The 13,353-nt window shown below is 60.5% G+C and carries 15 protein-coding genes; 5 read left to right on the top strand and 10 right to left on the bottom strand.

Annotation, left to right across the window (positions count from 1 at the left end):
- On the top strand, nucleotides 1-895 hold an 895-nt coding region (locus AB5Y90_RS01790), incomplete at its 5' end, for an IS30-like element ISAeca1 family transposase (protein WP_368166470.1).
- An 84-nt stretch (nucleotides 896-979) separates the two neighbouring features.
- On the opposite strand, the gene AB5Y90_RS01785 is transcribed toward AB5Y90_RS01790, so the two are convergent.
- From AB5Y90_RS01785 to AB5Y90_RS01750, 8 genes are all read right to left on the bottom strand, one after another.
- Nucleotides 980-1,714, bottom strand: a complete 735-nt coding sequence (locus AB5Y90_RS01785; RefSeq protein WP_368166469.1) for a substrate-binding periplasmic protein — start codon at nucleotides 1,712-1,714, stop codon at nucleotides 980-982.
- A 139-nt stretch (nucleotides 1,715-1,853) separates the two neighbouring features.
- Nucleotides 1,854-2,600 carry an ABC transporter substrate-binding protein gene (locus tag AB5Y90_RS01780; RefSeq protein ID WP_307896614.1) on the bottom strand — a complete coding sequence of 249 codons (747 nt, stop codon included), beginning with the start codon at nucleotides 2,598-2,600 and terminating at the stop codon, nucleotides 1,854-1,856.
- 130 nt (nucleotides 2,601-2,730) lie between these two features.
- Nucleotides 2,731-3,477 carry an ABC transporter substrate-binding protein gene (locus tag AB5Y90_RS01775; protein WP_219264705.1) on the bottom strand — a complete coding sequence of 249 codons (747 nt, stop codon included), beginning with the start codon at nucleotides 3,475-3,477 and terminating at the stop codon, nucleotides 2,731-2,733.
- Nucleotides 3,478-3,548: 71 nt separating this feature from the next.
- Nucleotides 3,549-4,067, bottom strand: a complete 519-nt coding sequence (locus AB5Y90_RS01770; protein ID WP_368166468.1) for a GDYXXLXY domain-containing protein — start codon at nucleotides 4,065-4,067, stop codon at nucleotides 3,549-3,551.
- Nucleotides 4,064-5,068 carry a DUF4401 domain-containing protein gene (locus AB5Y90_RS01765; RefSeq protein ID WP_307896616.1) on the bottom strand — a complete coding sequence of 335 codons (1,005 nt, stop codon included), beginning with the start codon at nucleotides 5,066-5,068 and terminating at the stop codon, nucleotides 4,064-4,066. Before AB5Y90_RS01765 ends, AB5Y90_RS01770 begins: the two co-directional genes overlap by 4 nt.
- The gene (locus AB5Y90_RS01760) at nucleotides 5,061-5,999 is read right to left on the bottom strand and encodes a DUF2157 domain-containing protein (protein ID WP_307896617.1); all 939 of its coding nucleotides are present in this window, start codon (nucleotides 5,997-5,999) and stop codon (nucleotides 5,061-5,063) included. Before AB5Y90_RS01760 ends, AB5Y90_RS01765 begins: the two co-directional genes overlap by 8 nt.
- Before the next feature lie 164 nt (nucleotides 6,000-6,163).
- Nucleotides 6,164-6,721: a TMEM165/GDT1 family protein gene (locus AB5Y90_RS01755; RefSeq protein ID WP_005337386.1), complete on the bottom strand. Its 558-nt coding sequence runs from the start codon at nucleotides 6,719-6,721 to the stop codon at nucleotides 6,164-6,166.
- 259 nt (nucleotides 6,722-6,980) lie between these two features.
- On the bottom strand, nucleotides 6,981-7,310 hold the full coding sequence (locus AB5Y90_RS01750; protein WP_005350971.1) for a translation initiation factor: 330 nt from the start codon (nucleotides 7,308-7,310) through the stop codon (nucleotides 6,981-6,983).
- 119 nt (nucleotides 7,311-7,429) lie between these two features.
- Here AB5Y90_RS01750 and AB5Y90_RS01745 point away from each other — a divergent pair, with 119 nt between their 5' ends.
- The 3 genes from AB5Y90_RS01745 to AB5Y90_RS01735 all read left to right on the top strand — a co-directional run bounded on the left by AB5Y90_RS01745 (nucleotide 7,430) and on the right by AB5Y90_RS01735 (nucleotide 10,292).
- On the top strand, nucleotides 7,430-7,657 hold the full coding sequence (locus AB5Y90_RS01745; RefSeq protein ID WP_005337384.1) for a FeoA family protein: 228 nt from the start codon (nucleotides 7,430-7,432) through the stop codon (nucleotides 7,655-7,657).
- A 128-nt stretch (nucleotides 7,658-7,785) separates the two neighbouring features.
- Nucleotides 7,786-10,056 carry a Fe(2+) transporter permease subunit FeoB gene (gene feoB / locus AB5Y90_RS01740; protein ID WP_368166467.1) on the top strand — a complete coding sequence of 757 codons (2,271 nt, stop codon included), beginning with the start codon at nucleotides 7,786-7,788 and terminating at the stop codon, nucleotides 10,054-10,056.
- On the top strand, nucleotides 10,053-10,292 hold the full coding sequence (locus tag AB5Y90_RS01735) for a FeoC-like transcriptional regulator (protein ID WP_005350974.1): 240 nt from the start codon (nucleotides 10,053-10,055) through the stop codon (nucleotides 10,290-10,292). The genes feoB and AB5Y90_RS01735 overlap by 4 nt, the downstream gene beginning before the upstream one ends.
- Before the next feature lie 99 nt (nucleotides 10,293-10,391).
- Here the strand turns inward: AB5Y90_RS01735 and AB5Y90_RS01730 are convergent, their stop codons facing one another.
- Nucleotides 10,392-11,042, bottom strand: a complete 651-nt coding sequence (locus tag AB5Y90_RS01730) for a DUF2913 family protein (protein WP_368166466.1) — start codon at nucleotides 11,040-11,042, stop codon at nucleotides 10,392-10,394.
- Between the two features lie 98 nt (nucleotides 11,043-11,140).
- A complete protein-coding gene (locus AB5Y90_RS01725) occupies nucleotides 11,141-12,436 on the bottom strand; it encodes a DEAD/DEAH box helicase (protein WP_368166465.1) in 1,296 nt (431 codons plus the stop codon).
- Nucleotides 12,437-12,722: 286 nt separating this feature from the next.
- On the opposite strand from AB5Y90_RS01725, the gene AB5Y90_RS01720 reads away from it, so the two are divergent.
- A complete protein-coding gene (locus AB5Y90_RS01720) occupies nucleotides 12,723-13,301 on the top strand; it encodes an O-methyltransferase (RefSeq protein ID WP_108540278.1) in 579 nt (192 codons plus the stop codon).
- Nucleotides 13,302-13,353 lie beyond the last annotated feature (52 nt).

The following is a 13,353-nucleotide window of genomic DNA, read 5'->3' as shown; positions in this document are numbered from 1 at the left end:
TGACCATGGCCTGTCACAGGCCCGCATTGCCAAACAGCTCGGGGTTCATCCATCGACTATCAGTCGTGAGCTTCGTCGTAATTGTGCTGGGCAGGCCTATCAGCCGCAGCAGGCTCACCAACTTGCCACGGCACGACGGCTGACGAGTCAGAAGCGTACTGTCCCGTCTGATACCATCGACTTTGTTTGCATGGCGCTGGTCGCGGACTGGAGTCCCGAGCAAATCAGTGGCGTTGGAGACATGATTAACTGCCCGGTTAGCCACGAGTGGATATACCGCTATGTGGCACGCGACAAGGCCAACGGTGGCACGCTATACCGGCATCTGCGTCAGGGTCACAAACGCTATCGCAAGGGTAAGAACAGCAAACGCAGTGTCATTCCCAATCCGGTATCGATTGATGAACGCCCTGCGATAGTCAATGAGCGGAGCCGTGTGGGAGATTGGGAAGTCGATACCGTGTTGGGTAAGCAAGGCAGCGGTGCAATAGTGAGTCTGTTGGAGCGTAAGAGCCGGCTCTACCTGGTTCAATACGTTCCCAGCAAAACAGCCAGCGCGGTGGCGGACACCATTATCAGCATGCTGAAACCCTACCAGGCACATGTCCATACCATCACAGCTGACAATGGTAGCGAGTTTGTCGAACATGAACGTGTTGCAGCAGAGCTGGAAGCGCAGGTGTACTTTGCGCATCCATACAGTGCATGGGAACGGGGACAGAATGAGAATAGCAATGGTCTGCTGCGGCAATATGTGCCCAAAGGCAGTGATTTGAGTGTGGTGACAGCAGAGGCACTGTCAGCCGTCGAAAAGCGGCTGAACTTCAGGCCGCGCAAATGCTTGGGATTCAAACAGCCACAGGTGGTTTTTGACGAACTTCTGAAAGCAGCCTGATTTTTAATCGGGAATTGCACTTCGAAGTTGAATTCGCGAAGCAACACTGCTTATATACCCGCACACTTGGAATTATTTGAGTCTCTAAAAATGAGGGGATCTCTGAGGGTATTCGCTGCTCGCCAGCACCTGGGTCAAGCCGGTCTGAAACTCCTTGACCAGTTCGTCGCTCACCGGATGGCTGAAGGCGAAGCAGAACTGCTCCGAGCTCAGTACCCATTGCTCCTTGAAGCGGGCGGGATCGAGTTTTTGTTCGACGATCAGCTGCTCCATGGTGGTCTTGTTGGTGGAGACCAGATCGACCCGGCCGGAGGTGAGCATCTTGAGCGCCTGTGCCAGCCGGTTGGCGGCCATCAGTTTGGTCTCGTCAAAGCCGTTGTTGAGCAGCAGTTGCTCCCCCACATCGGCCCGCACCGCCCCGATATTGAACGCCTTGGCATCGTCGAGCTTGGTGATGGTGATATTGCGATCGGCCAGCCCCACCAGCACGATCTCGGCATACCCGATGGGGCAGGCCCACTTGAACAGGGGGTCCCGCGCCTGGGTGCGGGCGGTGGAGAAGAGCACCGCATTGGGCTTTTGGGTCAGCAGGTAGTAACCGCGCGCCCACGGCATGATGGTGATGGGCTGCGCCGGCGTGTTGGTCTTTTTCCACACCAGTTGCAGCAGCTCGACCGCGAGGCCGGTGGGGGCGCCGCTGGCATCGGCGTAGTTGTAGGGTTTGTACTCTTCGGTGATGTAGTGCAGTTTGCCGAGCTCAGGACTCGCCTGTGCGAGGGTGGCCAGCAGCGCCCCGGCCAATCCAATCCATGGTTTCATTTTTGCCATCCTGATCAAGGGAATATCTGCTCAAGTGTGACCAAGCTGGCCGATTTCGCCAAGGCGACGGAGCATGTTTGGCAAAAAAGCGCGGCTGCACAGTCCCATCCCGCGCCCTATGTCGGCGGCGATCAGGGCGTTAGCGCAGCGGCAGGTACTTGGCTTGCAGGGCCGAGTAATCCGCCGAGGCGACGACCTGGGTCAGCGCCTGCTGAAAGAGGGCGACCTCGCTGTCGGGCACCTGACGGCTGAAGGCGTAGCAGAGCGGTCTGGCATCCAGCACGAAGGCGACATGAAAGTCATCCGGCTTGAAGCCGAGCTGCTGCAGGGTTTGATAGCCCGCCAGCTTGTTGGTCGCAAAGAGATCGGCGCGACCTGAGGTGAGCATTTTGGCCGCCTGGGTGAGGCGGTTGGCCAGCATCAGCTGGCGCTCATCGATACCACGTTCGAGCAGCAGCTGTTTGGAGACGGTGGAGCGCACCACGCCGACCTTGTAGCGGCTGATCTCGGCCACCGAGCCGAGGGTGATGTTGTCCGCCTTGCGCCCCAGCAGCACAAACTCCGAGTGATCGATGGGGCAGGCCCACTTGAAGAGTGCTTCCCGCTGCGGGGTGCGGGCGGTGGCAAACAGCACCACATTGGGTTTTTGTTGCAGCAGGTTGTAGCCCCGGGCCCAGGGCATAATGCGGATTGGCTGGGGCGACACGCCCCGCGCTTTCCAGATAAGCTGCATCAGCTCCACCGACAATCCAGTCGGTATCCCTTGCTGGTCGCTGAAATTAAACGGGGGAGAGATTTCGCTCAGATACTCGAGCTTGCCCGGATCGGCCTGCGCGAAGGTGGCCCACAAGAGCAGTAGCAGATGAGGTAAGTGCCATGTCCGCACGGGAAAGATCCTTCGCAATCAACTATGTAGCCCAGTTTGACTGCTTGCGGCGGGAATAGCTAGCCACCTCTATTGCATCTTTCATCAATAAAATGGGCAGCGAACCGCTGCCCAGCGGGTGAGTGAGTGCTCAGCGCACCGGCAGGTATTTGGCCTGCAATTTGCGAAACTCTTCCGAGGCGAGGGCGCGGGTCAGGCCCTGCTGAAAGAGGGTGATCTCGCTGTCGGGCACCTGACGGCTGAAGGCGTAGCAGAGCTGCTCGGCGCTCAGCACCATGGCCACGTTGAAGTCGTCGCTATTGAGCTTCAATTCGCGGATGGCGTCATATCCCGCCAGCTTGCTGGTGGCGAGCAGGTCGGCGCGGCCGGAGAGCAGCATCTTCAACCCCTGCGACAGGCGGTTGGCCGGGATGATGTTGTTGTCATCCATGCCGTTGTTGAGCAGCAGCTGCTCTGCGGCGTCCGAGCGCACCGCGCTGATCTTGTATTGGCTCATCTGTTCGAAGGCGGTCAGGGTGATGTTCTGCGCTTTGCGGCCTAGCAGTATGTACTCCGAGTAGCCGATGGGGCAGACCCACTTGAAGAGATCCTCCCGCGCCTGGGTGCGGGCGGTGGAGAAGAGCACCACGTTGGGCTTCTGGGTTAGCAAGTAATAACCTCGTGCCCAGGGCAGGATGCGCACCGGCTGGGGCGTCACGCCGCTGTGTTGCCAGATCATCTGCAGCAGATCGACCGCAAGGCCGGTGGGCTGGCCTTGCGGATCGCTGAAGTTGTAGGGGGGGTACTCTTCGGTGAGGTACTCGAGCTTGCCCAGATCAGCCCGGGCCGTCGAGGCCCAGCAGAGCAGCAACAGATGACAGATCAGCCATATCCTCATTGGGAACATCCTTAGCGATCAACCTTCTCTTGAGTGTGACCATGAACAGAGTAAATAGCCACTCACTGCCGTTACCAGCGGGCGCGGATCTGCCCGATGGGCTGGTAGGCCTCATCCCGCAGCCATACCAGCAGGGTCTTGCCATCCGCTTGCAGCCGGAACTCGCCGTAGCGGGCCGCTTCGTACTGCTCCCCCGTGCCCTCTTCAAAGAAGTAGGCATCGGGGCCAATCTGCCACTGCCGCTCGCTCTGGTGCACCTGCAATAGCCGCTCATCGCTGGCGAGCCGATCCGGTTTGCCATCGGCCACCAGAGTGGCCACCTGATGGGCATCGAGGCGGATCACCAGGGTATCGCTGCCTTTGTCTTGAGTAGCACGGGGGGCGCGGCTGGTCAGCTCGCGGGCAATTTCATAGTTGAGGCGCATGTAATCCCCCTGCATCAGGGAGCGGGGATCGACCGGAGCGAGCCGCAGCAGCACCACTTCGCCGCTGCTCATGGCGTGCTCATAGCGCCAGACGGTGGCATTGATGCCCGCCAGGATGGCGAGGCCGCTCAGCAACAGGGCGAGTTGTCGGGTGACGGGTTTCATGAGTCGCTCCTTGCCGCGAAGGTGATGAGCAGCTGGCGGGCACCCAGCAGCAGGATGCCGGAGCCCAGCAACAGCCAGGATTTGGTCATCAGGGTGAGCCCCAGATCGTAGTAATAGAGCGAGCCATAGCCGAGCAGCAGCAGGGCCGAGAGGGTCATCAGCCCCAGACTGCCGGCATAAAACCCGAGGATCAGCACCAGTGCGCCTGCCCCCATGCCGGGGATGATGGCGCTGATCAGCACCAGCGGCAGGCCAAACAGCAGGGGGAGCCTCAGCTTCACCATCACCGCCAGCAGCAGGGCGGCGCAGAGCAGGGGATTGAGCCAGAGCGGCAGGCGCGACAGCCCCAGTTCGTCCAGCACGCTGCTGCCGCCATCCCACAGCGGGTGGTGCAGGCGGCCCAGCACCAGCAGCGAGAGGGCCAGCCCCAGCGTGATGGAGTGGTAGATCTGGTGACGCTCTGGATCCCTATCTGCCCGCAGCCAGCAGAAGGCGATGGCCGCCATCACCAGCGGCAGCGCCAGCAGTTGCAGCCCAAGGCAGGCAAGGCCAAGAGTGAGCAGTAGTGCCGCCGCCACGCTGTGAAACAGCCGCACCAGCCAGTGATCGAACAGCACGGCGATGGCGAGCGACAGCAGGCACAACCCAAACCAGAGCAGGGCGTGATGAAGATCAAGCTGATCGAGCAGGCCATAGAGCAGCCAGGCATCGGCCGCCAGGGTGAGGGCCAGCACGAACTGATCCCAGAGATCGCCGCTTTGGCTGCGATTGAGGGCGTAGGCCCCCGCCAGCAGCACGGCCCCGAGCAGCAGGGCGCTGTTGGCCTCGCGGGTCAGCTGCTCGAAGGTGAGAAACAGGAAAAAGAGCAGGAACAGGGCGGCAATCCAGCCCACCAGCCCGAGCAGAAAGCGGCTCGACCAGTGGGGTTGGGTGTCACGGGGCATCTCCCCCTCCACCAGATTGGACTGTTGCAGTGCTTGCCAAAGGGTCAGATCACTCATGGGACCTCCGTTGTTGTTGCAGCCAGCGGGCGGCGGTGACAGAAAGGCCGATGGCAATCAGGCTCAGCAGCAAGAAGCCGTTGATGTCGGGCTCCATCCACTTGCCCAGCGCCGCGAGGATGACGGCAATCAGACTGAGGCACCCCATGGCGAGTCCGGCGATAAATCTGTGATGCCAAAGGGCATAGGCCGCAGCGAGCCAGCCAAACCAGAGCGGCCACACCAGTGGGGAGGCTGCATCAAACAGCGCCAGCAGGGTGAGCAGGGTAGCCCCCAGACCAGCAGCAAGGCCCGCCAGCCAGCTTGGCATCAGGCGCCAGCGGGCCGGTGCCAGCAGAAGCAGACCCCAGAGGGCGGCGTTGAGCAGGGTAAGGCACCAGCCCAATCCTTCTTCATCGAAGGTAAAGAAGAAGGTGAACAAACCGAGCCGCCAGTAGAGCACCAGCGCCAGCTGGCCGAGCAGCCAGCTTAAGGTCCAGAGCAGGGGGCTTTGGCCAAATGCCGCCAGCGGCACCAGCATCAGCGCCCAGGTGGCGAACAGCTGCCAGGGATCGGCGCCGGTCTGGTAGGTCTGACCCACCAGCGCCAGCAGGGCGCCGATATTGAGGGCGATAGCGAGCAGCAGCGCCTGACGGGGGGTATCCCCAAGGGGCTTTCGCCACAGCAGAAGCAGCATGGCGAGCAGCGGTGACTCCAGCAGGGCGAGGCGGGAGACCCGGCCCAGCTCTTGCCAGTTGAAGGCGACGAAGAAGATGAGGCCAGCCCCGATGCAGAGGGCGCCGAGCCAGAGCAGCAGCCGGTCAAACAGCCACTGCCAGCGCGCCGGATGGGGGGGAAGATCGGTGAGGGTCAGGGCGTCCATCAGCTTCTCTGGCGCCAGCCGTCCTTGTTTGACCCATTCGAGAAGTGTCTCTCTTGATACGTTGTGCATGGGGGGACTCCACGAGGTTTGCCCCATTATGGCATGAGGCCCCCGCAACCGTGCACTGCCCCTTGGCTCTACGGCTGGTGGTGCGACAGCGGATTACGCAATAGACACAGCAGCAAACAAAAAAGCCCTCCACAGGGGAGGGCTTGGTCATCGGGTACGGGCCATCAGGCAAAGATCAGGGTGCTCACCCCGAGGCCGACGAAGAGGATGGCGCAGGCGATGCGGATCCCCTTGAGCGGCAGCTTGTCTGCCCCCAGCTTACCGATCAGCACCACAGGCACGTTGGCCAGCATCATGCCGAGGGTGGTGCCGGTAATGACCTGCACCAGCGAGTCATATTTGGCGGCCAGTAGCACGGTGGCGATCTGGGTCTTGTCACCGATCTCGGCGATGAAGAAGAGCACGAAGGTGGCCATAAAGGGGCCGTATTTATCCAGCGAGCTCTCCTCGTCATCCATCTTGTCCGGCACCAAAATCCAGATAGCCATGGCGATAAAGGCGATGGCGACCAGCCAGGTCATTATCTTGGGATCGAGCCAGCGGCTGATGAACTCGCCAATCCAGGCAGCGCCCGCATGGTTGAGCAAGGTAGCCGCCAGCATGCCGGCGATGATGGGCCAGGGCTTGCGAAAACGGCAGATGAGCAGCAACGCCAACAGCTGGGTTTTATCGCCGATTTCGGCAATAGCGACGCTGAGGGTTGAGGTTAACAAGGCTTCCATAAAAATGACCGGGGGACGGAATTGTTATAAACCAAAGACAAGCCTGCGCCATCCGTCCCCGGTATTGGCACTGGCCCGTCAAAGGTCTTGTCAAATCCATGGCTGGCATGGATCACCCTGACCATGGTGATTTGGCACCAAGTATGTTGATCAGGGTCGCAAACCGGTATTCATGCAATGGATGGAACCGGTGTGCGAGACTACTCCCCCTCGATGGGAGCGGGCATTCTAGGGAAAAACCGCATGAGTGACAAGGGGATCAGCCACCCACCAGCTTGACGCTGAAACCGGCTTTCTCCAGCTCGGTTTTGATCAGGTCCCGTTTATCCCCCTGGATCTCGATCACTCCCTCCTTGATACCGCCTCCGGTGCCGCACTTTTTCTTGAGCAGGGTGGCCAGGGATTTTTGCTGTTCGGCGGGTACGCCATGAATGGTGATCACCCCGGCACCCTTGCGCCCCTTGGTCTCGCGGCGAATGCGTACGGTGCCGTCGGTGGGGAAGGGGGAGGCGGATTGGGGAGCGCTCTGCTCCTTGATCATGCCGCCATCTGTGCTGTAAACGAGGCGGCTGTTATTGTCGTGACTCATGGCAATACTTTATGGGTTAGCTAAGCGGAGTTTGATTTTACTCAAATAAAAGTTGAAGACACAGCTTATAATGCCCCAAGTAAAAGCGAATTATTATTGTTTAACTTCAGGAGTCAGTCATGGTACTCACGCAGTTGTCACCGGGACAGAGTGCTCGCATCAAGAATATGAATCAGCTCGCCCGGCCGCTGCGCCGCAAACTGATGGTAATGGGCCTGTTGCCCCAGACTGAAGTCATTTATCTGCGCTCCGCCCCCCTGGGGGACCCGCTCCAGATCCAGTGCCAGGGGATCTGTCTCTCCATGCAAAAGAGTCTGGCCCAGCAAATAGAAGTCGAGCCGGTATAACCCCCTGTTCGGCTACCGCTCCGGTCAAGAAAGTCACCGGGAGCGGTTCAGAGACAAGAAGTCGAACCTGCAAAGCAGCTTGCCACACGCACGCGGCGGGTTCAGAAGAAAATAGAGGTAGAGCTGGTATGAATTATTCTCTGGTAACGGTAGGTAACCCCAATAGCGGCAAGACCTCCCTGTTCAACGCCCTGACCGGCGCCCGCCAGCAGGTAGGCAACTGGAGTGGTGTCACCGTCGACAAGAAGATGGGTGAGTTCAGCGCGGGTGAGCATCACTTCAAGCTGATGGATCTGCCCGGCATCTATAGCCTGGCCAGTCAGGATGGCAGTCTGGATGAGCAGATCGCCAGCCGCTTTGCCCAGGGCCAACAACCCGACCTGCTGCTCAACGTCATCGACGCCGCCAATCTGGAGCGCTCCCTCTACCTCACGCTGCAACTGCGCGAACTGGGCCTGCCCATGGTGGTGGTGCTCAACAAGCTGGATATCCTGCAAAAGCGCCGCATCGTCATCGACGAGAGCAAGCTCGGCAAATCTCTCGGTTGCCCGGTGGTGGCCCTCTCTGCCCACAACAGCAAGCAGGTTGCCGCCTTCAAGCAGCAGATCCGCCAGTTTATCGGTCAGCCGCAAGCCGCCTTGCAGCTCGATTACGGCTACGAGCTTGAAACCGATCTGGCGGAGCTGGAGACCCTGCTAGCTCCGCATCATCTCACTACCCGTGGCCGCGCCCTGCGCCTGCTGGAAGAGGATGCGGTGATGCAGGAGACTCTGCTGCCCGGTCAACACGCGGCGGCCAGCAATGTGGTGACCCGCGCCCATCAGGGACAGGATATCGACCTGCAACTGGCGGATATTCGCTACGGCCATATCCACCAGTGGGTACAACAGGCTCGTCAGCAGAAGGGCAAGCTCACCGAGGCCCAGAGCGAGTGGCTGGATCGGGTGCTGCTCAATCGCTGGATTGGCATCCCCTTCTTTCTGTTTGTCATGTACCTGATGTTCCTGTTTGCCATCAACGTTGGCAGCGCCTTTATCGACTTCTTTGACATCATGGGCGGCGCCCTGTTTGTCGATGGGGTGCACCACCTGCTGGGACTGGTCAATGCCCCCGAGTGGCTGGGCGCCATTCTGGCTGATGGCTTCGGGGTCGGCTTGCAGACTGTCGCCACCTTTATTCCGGTGATTGGCTGCCTCTATCTGTTCCTCGCGGTGCTGGAGAGCTCCGGCTATCTGGCCCGTGCCGCCTTCGTGGTGGATGCCCTGATGCGCCGCCTCGGCCTGCCGGGCAAGGCGTTCGTGCCGATGCTGATGGGCTTTGGTTGTACCGTCCCCTCGGTGATGGCGACCCGTACCCTCAACTCCGAGCGGGAGCGGCTGATGACCTCCGCCATGGCCCCCTTCATGTCGTGCGGTGCCCGTCTGCCGGTTTACGCCCTGTTTGCGGTGGCATTCTTCCCCGAGTCAGGTCAGAACCTGGTGTTCGGTCTCTACCTCATCGGCATTCTGGTGGCGGTGCTCACCGGCCTGTTGCTGCGCAGCACCCTGCTGCCGGGCAAGAGCGACTCCATGCTGATGGAGATGCCGGATTACGAGTGGCCGCGTCCGGTCAACGTTGCCATCAAGACTTGGCAGAAGCTCAAATCCTTCGTCTTTGGCGCCGGTAAAACCATCGTGCTGGTGGTTGCCGTGCTGAGCGTGCTTAACTCCCTGGGTACCGATGGCAGCTTTGGCCATCAGGAGCAGGAGAGCTCGGTCCTGAGCAAAATCAGCCAGGCGGTGACCCCGGTGCTGCACCCCATCGGTGTACGCGATGACAACTGGCAGGCCACGGTCGGTATCGTCACCGGTATCTTCGCCAAAGAGGCGGTGGTCGGTACCCTCAACAGCCTCTACGCCGGTGGTGGCGATGCAGAGGAGGAGAGCGAGTTCTCGCTGGTGGCCAGCTTCCACGAGGCGATCGATGCCGTGGCGGCCAATCTGGCGGAGATCAACCCGAGTGACCCCATGGGGCTTGATGTTGGCAACCTCGACGACCAGAAAGCTGCCGCCGAGGCGCAGGAGGTCGATGTCTCCACCTACGGCAACATGCAGACCCACTTCGACGGGACGGCCGGTGCCTTTGCCTACCTCTTGTTCGTGCTGCTCTACATGCCCTGCGCCGCCGCCATGGGCGCGCTGGTGCGGGAAACCGGTCGTCAGTGGGCGCTGATGACGGCGGTATGGTGCAACTATATGGCCTTTATGTGCGCCACCCTCTTCTATCAGGCCGCGACCTTTGCCGCTCATCCGGAGCAGAGCCTGTTCTGGATCGTCAGCTATGGCCTCTCTCTGGTACTGCTCTGGTGGGCCGGTCGCCGTCACGGTGACATCGTCGCCCGCAAGGTGGTGACCTTATGATCCTGCGCGAGCTGGGGGATTACCTCGCCGCGCAGCAGAAGGTGAGCCGGCGTGATCTGGCTCGCCACTTCCACACCTCGGAAGATGCGGTGGAGGCCATGCTCGGCGTCTGGATGCGCAAGGGGCGGGTCATCAAGCGCGAGAGTCGGGTCTGTGGTGGCAGTTGCTGCGGCAAGAGCGAGGAGGTGATGTTCGAGTGGTGTGACGCGGGCCAGATTGGCATCAAGATCCGCTAAACGACTACCCAACCTCATCACCAAACATCGAACAATAAAAAACGGCAGGCCCTGCTTTAAATGAGGGTCTGCCGTTTTTATTGCTGCACACTGGCGGGATCAGGCGCTCTGGCGAGCCTCGCTCAGCAGTGCCAGCGCCGGTTGGGCGTTGTTCGGCATCAGCCGGTAGGCTTTGTGGTGTTTGACCAGGGTGGTCTTCTTGTTGCCCTGGCTCAGCAGCAGGCCGTGCTTGAAGGCCGCCTCGGCCAGCACCTGCTCATCACCGCGCACATAGAGGGTGAGGGGTTTGACAAGCTCACCGTCCTCGATATGGCCTTCATATTCGCTATGGCTTACCACCAGACTCGCCTGACCGCCCGATTGCAGGCGCAGCTTGGCGTTCACCTCGCTCTCGGTCAGCACCAGCCAGCCTGCCGCTGAGAGCTCCTCCAGCAGGGCAGCCAGCTTGGCTCCCAATTGCTGCGGATTGGTCATGGCGCACTGGTATTGGAAGGCGATGCGCTCCAGCAATCCCTTGAGATCGGCGCCCGCACCCAGAGTGCGGCCAAGCTGCACCCAAGCTTTCAAATCTTCCATCACCAGACGGGAGAAACGCTTCTCCTTGAGGGAGTCGGCCATCCAGGTGCAGAGAAAGTGGCTCTCTTGCGCCGGAGTGCGCTTGCCTGCCTTTTGTTCGGCGGTGCGGACCAGTTCGGCCAGACTCTGGGTGGCCATCTCGAACAGGGCCTGATTGTAGGTTGGAGAGGTCATAAGCAATCCTTGAGTTGACCACCAGGGGCCAACACCGATGACAGAGATGGCAAAGGCGCCAGTGGCGCCTTTGCGGTTCAATAGAGCAACTGCCCGCCTTATTTCGGCTGACGGGGCTTCTTGGCTGCAGCCAGACGCTTGAGGCGCTGACCCTGCAGCTTGGCTTCGGCCATCACCTGGGCCACGGCGTTATCTTCACGCTGCGGGCGCTTGCCGAAGCGACGACGCTCTTGCAGCTGTTTGATCAGCTCGTCACGGCTGCTCACCTCATAGCCCGGCACCATGATGCGGTGGATCTTCTGGCCGATCAGGGCCTCGATCTCCAGCAGGGTGCGCTCCTCTTCACGGCTGACGAAGGAGATGGCCATGCCGCGCTTGCCGGCACGACCGGTACGGCCGATGCGGTGCACGTAATCTTCCGCCAGGAACGGCAGATCATAGTTGACCACGTATTCCAGATCCGGAATGTCCAGACCACGGGCGGCCACTTCGGTGGCGACCAGTACCCGTACCTTGCCTTCCATGAATTCGCGCAGGGCGCGGCGACGGTTGCCCTGGGCCTTCTCGCCATGGACAACGGCGGACTTGATGCCGTCGAGGCTCAGCTCCTCGACCAGCACATCACAGCTCTCGCGGGTACTGGCGAACACCAGCACCTGCTGCCAGTTCTGCTTGCCAATCAGCTCTGAGAGCAGCTCGCGCTTGCGCTTCTGCTCGACCGGATAGACGGTGTGGCTGACGGTGTCGGCGGTGGAGTTCTGCTTGTTGACGCTGACGATCTGCGGTCTGTCCAGCATCAGGTTGGCCAGCTTCTTCACCGCGTCGGAGAAGGTGGCGGAGAAGAGCAGGTTTTGACGGGTCTTGTTGACCGCTTGCAGGAGCTTCTGCACATCGGCACTGAAGCCCATGTCGAGGATGCGATCCGCTTCATCCATCACCAGACACTCGACGCCGGAGAGGCTGAGGTTGCAGGCGGTGAGGTGCTCCAGCAGACGGCCCGGGGTGGCCACAATGATGTGAGCGCCCGCTTTGAGCTTCTTGGCCTGCACGTCCTGCTTGCCACCGCCGACGATGGTGATGGTGGTGATATCGAGATACTTTGCGAAGTCATTGATGTTGCTCGCCACCTGAGCCGCCAGCTCGCGGGTCGGGGTCAGGATCAGCACACGGGCGTTGGAAGGCTGGACCGGAGCCGGATTGTCTACCAGACGCTGCAAGATGGGCAGGGCGAAGGCGGCGGTCTTGCCGGTACCGGTCTGGGCGCTGGCCAGCACATCGCGGCCACGGCGAATGGCCGGGATCGCCTGTTGCTGCACAGGGGTCATCTCCTGATAACCGCAATCTGAGACAGCACGCAAAATCTCGGGGGCAAAATCGAACGATTCAAATCTCATAATGGGTTCCTGTGTTCCAGCTGGGCTGTGTTTGGCTTGGTTAGCTCGGCATGAGCGAGACGGAGGTTGTAACCACCGACGGCTGCGCCTGACATCAAGTCAGAGAGTGAGCCGGAAAATGGCGGGCGCGAAGTGTAACAGATAGACGTCACAAATTCTGCCTCAAATGGTTGTCCTTTTCTCATCCTTTGTGGTGTGAATGGCGGTTGAAAGCAATCATTTGACTCCCAAATGCCAAGCTTAGATGCGTGGCTAACGGTTTTGGGCAAGGACGAAAGGGATATCGATGGAACTGGAACAGTTAAAACGCCAGCTGGAGCAGCTTGGCGAGCGCAATGACAGCATGCAGCAGGCTCGCCACCGCAAGTTGCTCAATATCACCCGCGACACGGGGGAGTTGCTGTCAGTGCTGGTGCAGACCCGTGGGGCGCAGGCGGTGCTGGAGATCGGCACCTCCAATGGTTACTCCACACTCTGGCTGGCAGAAGCGGTGCGTCGGCTGGAGGGGCACGTGACCACCATTGAGCTGGATGAGGATAAGCGCGTGCTGGCCCATGACAACTTTCAGAGGGCAGGGCTGGCCCCCTGGGTAACCTTGCTGGCAGGGGATGCAGGCGAGCTGTTACCGACCTTGCCGCAAGCCGGCTATCAGCTCATCTTCCTCGATTCGGATCGTCAGCACTACCGGGCATGGTGGCCGCAAATCCGCCGCCTGCTGGCACCCCGTGGCCTGCTGGTGGTTGATAACGCCATCTCCCATCGCAGCGAGATGGTGGAGTGGATGAACGAGGTCGGGCAGGATCCGGCCTTTGCCACCTCGCTGGTGCCGGTCGGCAAGGGGGAGTGGCTGGTGGTGCGTTTGTAGGAGGTGGATAGCTGCAAAAAATCAGCCCCGCATTGGCGGGGCTGATTGTGAA

The sequence above is a fragment of the Aeromonas sp. R4-1 genome (assembly GCF_040908325.1).
GTDB lineage: Bacteria > Pseudomonadota > Gammaproteobacteria > Enterobacterales > Aeromonadaceae > Aeromonas > Aeromonas veronii.
Note: the sequence above shows the minus strand (reverse complement) of the source record. Positions and strands in the feature narration are given on the sequence as shown.

Bases quoted from the DNA above. Each gene is read 5' to 3' on its own strand.
- AB5Y90_RS01785 (WP_368166469.1), bottom strand. From the start codon at position 1,714: ATGAAACCATGGATTGGATTGGCCGGGGCGCTGCTGGCCACCCTCGCA.
- AB5Y90_RS01775 (WP_219264705.1), bottom strand. From the start codon at position 3,477: ATGAGGATATGGCTGATCTGTCATCTGTTGCTGCTCTGCTGGGCCTCG.
- AB5Y90_RS01770 (WP_368166468.1), bottom strand. From the start codon at position 4,067: ATGAAACCCGTCACCCGACAACTCGCCCTGTTGCTGAGCGGCCTCGCC.
- AB5Y90_RS01765 (WP_307896616.1), bottom strand. From the start codon at position 5,068: ATGAGTGATCTGACCCTTTGGCAAGCACTGCAACAGTCCAATCTGGTG.
- AB5Y90_RS01760 (WP_307896617.1), bottom strand. From the start codon at position 5,999: ATGCACAACGTATCAAGAGAGACACTTCTCGAATGGGTCAAACAAGGA.
- AB5Y90_RS01755 (WP_005337386.1), bottom strand. From the start codon at position 6,721: ATGGAAGCCTTGTTAACCTCAACCCTCAGCGTCGCTATTGCCGAAATC.
- AB5Y90_RS01750 (WP_005350971.1), bottom strand. From the start codon at position 7,310: ATGAGTCACGACAATAACAGCCGCCTCGTTTACAGCACAGATGGCGGC.
- AB5Y90_RS01745 (WP_005337384.1), top strand. From the start codon at position 7,430: ATGGTACTCACGCAGTTGTCACCGGGACAGAGTGCTCGCATCAAGAAT.
- feoB (WP_368166467.1), top strand. From the start codon at position 7,786: ATGAATTATTCTCTGGTAACGGTAGGTAACCCCAATAGCGGCAAGACC.
- AB5Y90_RS01735 (WP_005350974.1), top strand. From the start codon at position 10,053: ATGATCCTGCGCGAGCTGGGGGATTACCTCGCCGCGCAGCAGAAGGTG.
- AB5Y90_RS01730 (WP_368166466.1), bottom strand. From the start codon at position 11,042: ATGACCTCTCCAACCTACAATCAGGCCCTGTTCGAGATGGCCACCCAG.
- AB5Y90_RS01725 (WP_368166465.1), bottom strand. From the start codon at position 12,436: ATGAGATTTGAATCGTTCGATTTTGCCCCCGAGATTTTGCGTGCTGTC.
- AB5Y90_RS01720 (WP_108540278.1), top strand. From the start codon at position 12,723: ATGGAACTGGAACAGTTAAAACGCCAGCTGGAGCAGCTTGGCGAGCGC.